At 34.9% G+C, this 6,744-nt stretch carries 8 protein-coding genes and 1 pseudogene; 6 read left to right on the top strand and 3 right to left on the bottom strand.

The features are described 5' to 3' along the window. Window positions 1-373: 373 nt before the first annotated feature. Entirely contained in the window at window positions 374-1,066 is a 693-nt protein-coding gene (locus ACH6EI_RS24850) for a helix-turn-helix domain-containing protein (RefSeq protein ID WP_189643536.1), read from the top strand. 581 nt (window positions 1,067-1,647) lie between these two features. Then, a complete protein-coding gene (locus ACH6EI_RS24845; protein WP_108674997.1) occupies window positions 1,648-2,949 on the top strand; it encodes a replication protein in 1,302 nt (433 codons plus the stop codon). 66 nt (window positions 2,950-3,015) lie between these two features. On the opposite strand, the pseudogene ACH6EI_RS24840 reads toward ACH6EI_RS24845, so the two are convergent. Then, window positions 3,016-3,100 (bottom strand): annotated as a pseudogene (locus ACH6EI_RS24840). Window positions 3,101-3,260: 160 nt separating this feature from the next. Here ACH6EI_RS24840 and ACH6EI_RS24835 point away from each other — a divergent pair. The 4 genes from ACH6EI_RS24835 (at window position 3,261) to ACH6EI_RS24820 (ending at window position 5,692) form a co-directional block, all read left to right on the top strand. Then, window positions 3,261-4,040: a ParB N-terminal domain-containing protein gene (locus ACH6EI_RS24835; protein WP_108674996.1), complete on the top strand. Its 780-nt coding sequence runs from the start codon at window positions 3,261-3,263 to the stop codon at window positions 4,038-4,040. A 52-nt stretch (window positions 4,041-4,092) separates the two neighbouring features. Beyond that, entirely contained in the window at window positions 4,093-4,587 is a 495-nt protein-coding gene (locus tag ACH6EI_RS24830) for an SMI1/KNR4 family protein (protein ID WP_108674995.1), read from the top strand. A gap of 71 nt (window positions 4,588-4,658) precedes the next feature. Then, a complete protein-coding gene (locus ACH6EI_RS24825) occupies window positions 4,659-5,078 on the top strand; it encodes a hypothetical protein (RefSeq protein WP_108674994.1) in 420 nt (139 codons plus the stop codon). Window positions 5,079-5,344: 266 nt separating this feature from the next. Then, complete coding sequence (locus tag ACH6EI_RS24820; RefSeq protein WP_108674992.1) at window positions 5,345-5,692, top strand: hypothetical protein; 348 nt, start codon at window positions 5,345-5,347, stop codon at window positions 5,690-5,692. Window positions 5,693-5,954: 262 nt separating this feature from the next. Here the strand turns inward: ACH6EI_RS24820 and ACH6EI_RS24815 are convergent, their stop codons facing one another. Both ACH6EI_RS24815 and ACH6EI_RS24810 read right to left on the bottom strand, forming a co-directional pair. After that, on the bottom strand, window positions 5,955-6,119 hold the full coding sequence (locus ACH6EI_RS24815; protein ID WP_189643567.1) for a hypothetical protein: 165 nt from the start codon (window positions 6,117-6,119) through the stop codon (window positions 5,955-5,957). Next, the gene (locus tag ACH6EI_RS24810; RefSeq protein ID WP_108674991.1) at window positions 6,106-6,627 is read right to left on the bottom strand and encodes a hypothetical protein; all 522 of its coding nucleotides are present in this window, start codon (window positions 6,625-6,627) and stop codon (window positions 6,106-6,108) included. The genes ACH6EI_RS24815 and ACH6EI_RS24810 overlap by 14 nt, the downstream gene beginning before the upstream one ends. Between the last annotated feature and the right edge of the window lie 117 nt (window positions 6,628-6,744).

The following is a 6,744-nucleotide window of genomic DNA, read 5'->3' as shown; positions in this document are numbered from 1 at the left end:
TGACTTCCTTAACCCAAACTTAACAACCACTTACTATAGATTCAGAGTTAGATTTCATCTCTTTGACTTCCTTAACCCAAACTTAACAACCACTTACTATAGATTCAGAGTTAGATTTCATCTCTTTGACTTCCTTAACCCAAACTTAACAACCACTTACTATAGATTCAGAGTTAGATTTCATCTCTTTAGTCTGTGTAAGAACTTTGTTATAATAGACTAGAACTTTAAATTATTTATTCAATCAAAATAGTAAAAACACTGTAAATCTAACATAAAATCCATCATTAAATCTCTCAAAAACCAGTGTAAGTTCTGTTATAATAACAACAAATTTGTTGTTATTATATTTGAGAAAAAAGGGGGGGTAATTTTGAAACAAGCTGAGGAAGAATTCAAATTAAGCGAAGTGATAAAGCTTACTGGTCTTTCTGATCAAACAATTAGGCGATATCAAGAGGATTTTAATATTCAAGGGATCCGAACTCAAGGTGGTCATCGTCGTTTTAAAAGAGAAGAAATTGATATGTTGCTTGAGGCTAAGAGATTAAAAGAAGAGAATGGCTATTCTATTAAGCAAATCCGTTCACATTTTAACGGAGAAACAACATCTGAGATGTTGGAAAAGAATGAGCCCATGAAAACAGTTTTTGAGAAGAAGATAGTAGATTTAGAAGAACAATTAGCAGAAGCAACTGAGAAAATTGATTCTATGGTTCAGGTTTTAACAACATTTATGAAACAAAGTGGACAAACAAATCAAGAGATTCTATCTCAATTTCAAGATGTACTAAAGGCACTCCCAGAAACATCTGCAACCACAGATAACCAAAGAATATTAGAAAAAGAGCAACGTCTAAACGAATTGAAAATTAGAAACAAACTAAGAAAAGAAGCAATTCAAAAATGGGGTACTTTACCTGAAGAGGATCGTACTATAACTGTGAAAACTGGCCTATTTAGCTTCAAGAAGGAAGAAGATTATAATAAAAAACGATCTTTCATAGAGGACTATATAAGCGAACACTTAGTAGATCGACTTGAAAAAGAGTATGATATTCAATAAAATTAATAATTAATCTGATTTTAAATAAATGTGAAATAGAGAGAAGGAAAGAGGCATTGAACTTAGTTAAGCTAAATTAACTAAGTTCAATGCCTCTTTTGATACTATAAATTTAGAAGATCCTTTGTAAACAAAATAAAAGACAACCTTTTACAAGCTGATTAAAAGTAGAGATAGATTTTGTTTTATAAGCAAATATTTGTTTAATTATTTATTACTTAAATAAAAAAGATTAGCCTAAAATACTCGTTTTGATATATTTTGCTAATTTTTATTGAATTATGAGACTAGTTAACGCTATAATAAAACTAACAAAAATGACCGGAATAGAAAAAAGACTTCAACTGTTTAAGAAGTGTTGGTAGCACTCTTAAACCGTTCCCCCTAGTTACGGTAGGGAAAACACTTGTCGAAGTCTCTTGTTAATAGATTTAGTTTTTCTATAAAATAAAACTTATGGTTTTATTTTATATGAAATAGCTATCTATTTCAAGGGCTTAGTTCATCAAAATCACGACATTGTTTTCCTTTTTCCAGGGAAACAGTGTCTTTTTTTGTTCCTTAAAGGAGAAGATGAACAAATGACAAAAATATTAACCTGCTATTTAAGAGATGTAGACACCTTCAACGGACGGTTTAAGTGGTTATGGAAGAACAAATCCACACTTCGGAAAAAGAAAGAAGAGTTTTTAGAAATTATCCGTACTCATTACAAACAGAACCAATCAGCCATACATAAAGAATTTCCTAAAAAAAGAATGGAAATGCTCGATCATGTCATCTATAACCTAGTGGCTACAGGCATCCAGGCCATTCGTTCTGAAACGCTCATGAAGAAATTTGAAGTTTCTAAAAGTACGGTTTCTCGTTTTGTACGTTCGTTAAAAGCGACGCCGTTTGTCCTTGTAGCACGTTACATTAAAGAGGATGCAACAGGTACTCACCCTGATAGCTATGTATTTATTCTTAAAAGTCATAAGAACTTTAATCGGATTTGCGACGAAATCTTTTTTGCCCATGATACAACAGGTATACAAACGGTCCAACAAGAAGAAATGACAACTCCTGTGACGCTTCCTGTGATGTCTCCAGAAAGTGCAGAAAACGTTGATACACCAAGCTTAAAGACTGATAAATCACCTGGTGCCTTTATTAACCTTGATTTACCTGTAAATCATATAAATAATCATTTAATGTCTGCTTCACAGTCATTTACCTATATCAAAGGTGTTCCTAAGAAAGTCAATCAAGTCTATGCAGGTAAGTATGGTCATCAATTAAAAGACTTTTATGCTCGCATTCAAAATGCTGCAAAAACGGTCAAACGGGATACAGAGATTGATATTACCAAAGGGCAAGTACATGAAATTGCGTATACATCTATTATTGCATTAGACAAATATGTACATGAAGCTAATCATAAAGGCAATTCTTTGTCCTTAGATAATATGTGCCAATTACTCTATAAAATTGCGAAAAACCAATTCTATCAGTTGGTAGATCCTAAAAACCAGGATTATTCATCAGTATATCCAACTCATGAGGAAGTTATACATAAAGAAGAGTCATCAACAAAATTGTTTATACCAAAACATATTATCCGTAAAGAAATCGTTCCTGATTGGTTAGAGGCTGAGCAGGATCAAGAGAAGGGTACAAAAAAAGTAGAAATATCTTTAGAACAACAGCTTGAAATGATTCAGTTAAAGCAAGACTTAGGGCAAGAACTTACACCAGAAGAGGAATACTTGCTGCAAGAACATTGCTCAACATACAGTTCGTTAGAAATGGCGAAACTGAAACAAGATTTAGGACAAGCAGTAACACCTGAGGAGCAGGAATTGTTGCATCAACATGCTAAATTAAAGGAACCAGCTTCTTAATTTTTAAAAATAGTTAAAGCATAGCAAGGACTTTCACTATTTCTAACGTATTCAGTGTTTTAAGAGAGGACTTGGCAGGATTTAAACCTGCAAGACGCCAAAGTTGTATAGTGTAATACGACTGGCTGCTCTGCCATTGAGCTACAAGTCCACACTACAAGTATGCACATAGTCTCTGGTTATATGTACGACACGGGAAAATGTAAAAAGTGAAGAAATCCCTTAGAAGCTAAATTATTATTAGGATATGTTTATTTAGAACAGTGTTCTAAATAATAAATAAATCTATATCTACGCAGGAGGAGCACATTATGCCACATAAAATTACGTTAACTGGATCAGCCACAGGACCACTACGAGAATACGATCGCTATGTTGCCTTTGATATGCGTGAAAAAGGGTCACCATCTGCGCCTAAAGGCTTGAAGAAGAGTACGTTTATTTCGTACACGGTATTTGTTGCAAAAAAGGCTTTTAACAAAACCGGTCTCACGAAAAAAAGTATTATGCATGAAAAGATCTTAATTCAAGGAGAACCAACTTTAGACATTCCGATTGATGAATGCCCTGGTGAAGTAGGTGTAATCTGCTTCCAGATTACCGTTCTCCCGAATAAGAAAGACAAAGAAGACAATGAACCAAACGATAAAAAAGAGGCCAAACAAGAGGCTTCTGCAGCGCAACAAGAAGTTGCTGCTACTAAACAGGAAGAAAAACCGGTACCTACTTCTCAACCTGCAGCAAATGAAGAGAAGAAAGCTGAAAAAGTACAGACAGAAGTGAAGGAGACACCTGTTCAAGAGAAAAAGGTGGAGCCACAAAAGAAACAAATAACAAATCAGCCAAAAGGGACACAAGATCTTCTAAGTTTCGACGAAATCATCGTACCTGAAGAGTTCTTAAAGACACGTCCAAACCCTCAAAAAACACAAAAGGTCATTGATTTTGTGAAGCGTACAGGGCGTCTGGATGAGCCATTAACGATCGAAAAAGGATCGAATATCTTGAAAGATGGTTACCGTCGTTATATTGTGGCCAAAACCCTTAAAATGGATAAAGTTCCAGTTATGTATGAATACCAGAAGTCATAATGTATTTCTTTGAAGATGACCCATTGCAAGGACTGCAAGGAGATTGATAACAATGAGAGTTGTGAAAGAAAGCATTATTTATCCATTACCAGAGGATCAAGACATTGGGCAATTAGAAGCTTCTTTTCGCATCCAATTGCCCAATGCGTATAAAGAATTCTTGAAACAATATAACGGATGTACAGTAATAGATTCTACACCCCTAACAATCATCAATAAGAGGTGTCAAATTGAACGTTTTTTAGGCATTATTAAAAACTTCAGTGAGCATCCTTATGGGGCGTATGATATTGGTTGCTGCGAAACTTCTTTAGGAGAACAAGGCCGGAATTTTTATGATGAAAATCTCATCGGATCTGAATTAATTCCAATTGCGAAGCTAGCATGGGGAGATTATTTATGCTTGAACTTTCACTATGATAAAAATAATCCGTCTGTTGATTTTCTAGATTACGAAGAATCATATGAGTGTGATCCAGCTACATCAAAGATTGCTGATAACTTTCAAGTTTTTTTGAGTATGTTATTATCTAAGAATACGAAATAGCAGAAAATGCTATTTTGTAATGAGATCATCTACTCATTTTGATTTTTAATCATAAAAGAGGAAGTGTCGACATGAAAAAGTGGCTTTGGATCATGTTATCCGTTGGAGTTATTACTCTCGTGTTTATGATGAATTACTTTATAGACAAAAGTCAGGAACAACAAAGCATGATACACAGCGTCTCACTTACAACCAGCACATCTCCTGAGCAACAAAACATTGTAGAAGTAAAAAAGATGTACAAACAAACCACTGATTACTTTGATTATGAGCAAAAACAAAAGGCTGATTCTCTTAGAATGTACTACGGACAACCCGGAAGCACTCTTAACCAATATAAAGAGCTTCAAGGCATTCAACCTTCTATGATTCATGATGTGAATGTGCATTGGAAAAATGAGCAACATGTCATCATCAACATTATGAAAACGAATCACCAACACAAAAACAAGGTATACAAACGATTTAACTATAACCTTAGCGAAATGTAGATCTATGGTTTTACGTGTCTTCATCGTGAGTCTTATGTGTGGTCTTACGATAACAATAGTTGTTATCATTAGCCTTTTTATGGTGGTTTTCCGCCAGGATAAGCGAAGTTTACACGATTCGATGGCAGCTACCTATGTGAAACGTGTAGATCCTACCAAAGTAGACAGCTCTAAACTTATTTAAAACTTTTTTTAAAAGAGCAATGTTATATATTCAATAACCCTATTATTTCTACTCTTTTACATTTCAAAAAGGAGAAACTTATATGAAAAAGTCAACACCTTGTCCAGGGTGTCAAAAACCTATTACAATTGAGCATTTCGAAGATTTTTCAAGTCCTTTTACAATGAAATGCCCGCATTGTCGAGAAAAACTGAAGGAAACCAAAATGACCCCGTGGTTATTGTTATTAGCTGTTATTATTATTCCTTTATTGGTTTATCTAGGAATTACGGTTAAAAGTTTCTTGGCCGGCCATTTTCCTGTTGTTGAAAAGGTACCAACTATGATTGTATTTATGGCTTTTTGTTACCCTGTGTATGCCTTATATGAAGCTTATAATGCCGTTATTATCTTTAATAAGGGAAATTTACAACTAAAAAAACCTAATTAATCTTTTATCTCTCTTCTATCGAAACGAGAGCTATTTTCCATCTACATTCCTCCTGTGCCATATATATTATAAGGCGCAAAAGATATGTTTAATATGAATCTTTATCCTTGTTTTTTATTACCGACTTTCTTTTTACTTTCCAAATGTTTTTAATCATATTTAGAACAAAGACCGCCCATTACGTATCAGTGTATAAGGCGGTCTTAACTGTATTCATGCTATATGTTTATGACCAAAATATCGACACTATTCTAAAAAGACGTCAGGTAAAAAAGGCGATCACTAAAATCGCTGCCACACAAGCTAAATATATATTCCCACTGCAATCCCTCTTTTCCTTTTCATTCACCGCATAGCTATTATAAGAACCTTCAATCGGTTTTATTTTTAGCTTTCGTTGTAAGGCTACTTCTTTACCTGAAATCAAGTTTGATTCCTCCATTGTTTGATAATTGTAAGGTAGGAAACGTCCTTGTTCGTCTCTCAATCGGTTGCTGACGTCTTGCAGTGCCTGCAGCCTTTTCACTGGTAGAAGGCTGCTGTTTGGAGTGAATAGTTGCTCCTGACATTGATTGGCCATCTGTTGATGTTCTAAGTAACGTAGAAGTGTTTGTAGCCGTTCCTTTTCGCTCAAGGTCATCATGTTCTCCTCCTCCTTTCTCTTCGATGTTGGGCTCTTGTTCCATCCATAATGGGTGGGAAGAAGGCTGCCACGGAGAGGAGGGTAGAGGGACGTCACTCATTTTATACTGATTCATTAATGCTAAGAAAACAGGATTGTGCGCTGCAGTAAAAAGCGCACACCTCATAATTTGATTTCGGTCTAATTCTGTAGCTTGAAACAGACTATCTACATATGTACGATACATAGAATGGTACCGCACGGTTGGTCGATAGGTATCAACTTGATTTTTCGACTTCTTATTTCTCTTCATACGCGTTTTTCTCTTTCAAGATGACCTCTAACATCTGTTTTCCTTCTAGCGTTAAATAGACGTCTTTTCGACTTAGTAGCGAGATTACTAATTCTTTTGTCATTTCATTCGCTCCAT

Origin of the sequence: Priestia sp. JSM ZJ58 (assembly GCF_044383985.1) — a bacterium.
Classification (GTDB): Bacteria; Bacillota; Bacilli; order Bacillales; family Bacillaceae_H; genus Priestia; species Priestia zanthoxyli.
Note: the sequence above shows the minus strand (reverse complement) of the source record. Positions and strands in the feature narration are given on the sequence as shown.

Excerpts from the sequence above, each read along its gene's own strand:
- ACH6EI_RS24845 (WP_108674997.1), top strand. The coding sequence starts at position 1,648 with ATGACAAAAATATTAACCTGCTATTTAAGAGATGTAGACACCTTCAAC.
- ACH6EI_RS24835 (WP_108674996.1), top strand. The coding sequence starts at position 3,261 with ATGCCACATAAAATTACGTTAACTGGATCAGCCACAGGACCACTACGA.
- ACH6EI_RS24830 (WP_108674995.1), top strand. The coding sequence starts at position 4,093 with ATGAGAGTTGTGAAAGAAAGCATTATTTATCCATTACCAGAGGATCAA.
- ACH6EI_RS24825 (WP_108674994.1), top strand. The coding sequence starts at position 4,659 with ATGAAAAAGTGGCTTTGGATCATGTTATCCGTTGGAGTTATTACTCTC.
- ACH6EI_RS24820 (WP_108674992.1), top strand. The coding sequence starts at position 5,345 with ATGAAAAAGTCAACACCTTGTCCAGGGTGTCAAAAACCTATTACAATT.
- ACH6EI_RS24810 (WP_108674991.1), bottom strand. The coding sequence starts at position 6,627 with ATGAAGAGAAATAAGAAGTCGAAAAATCAAGTTGATACCTATCGACCA.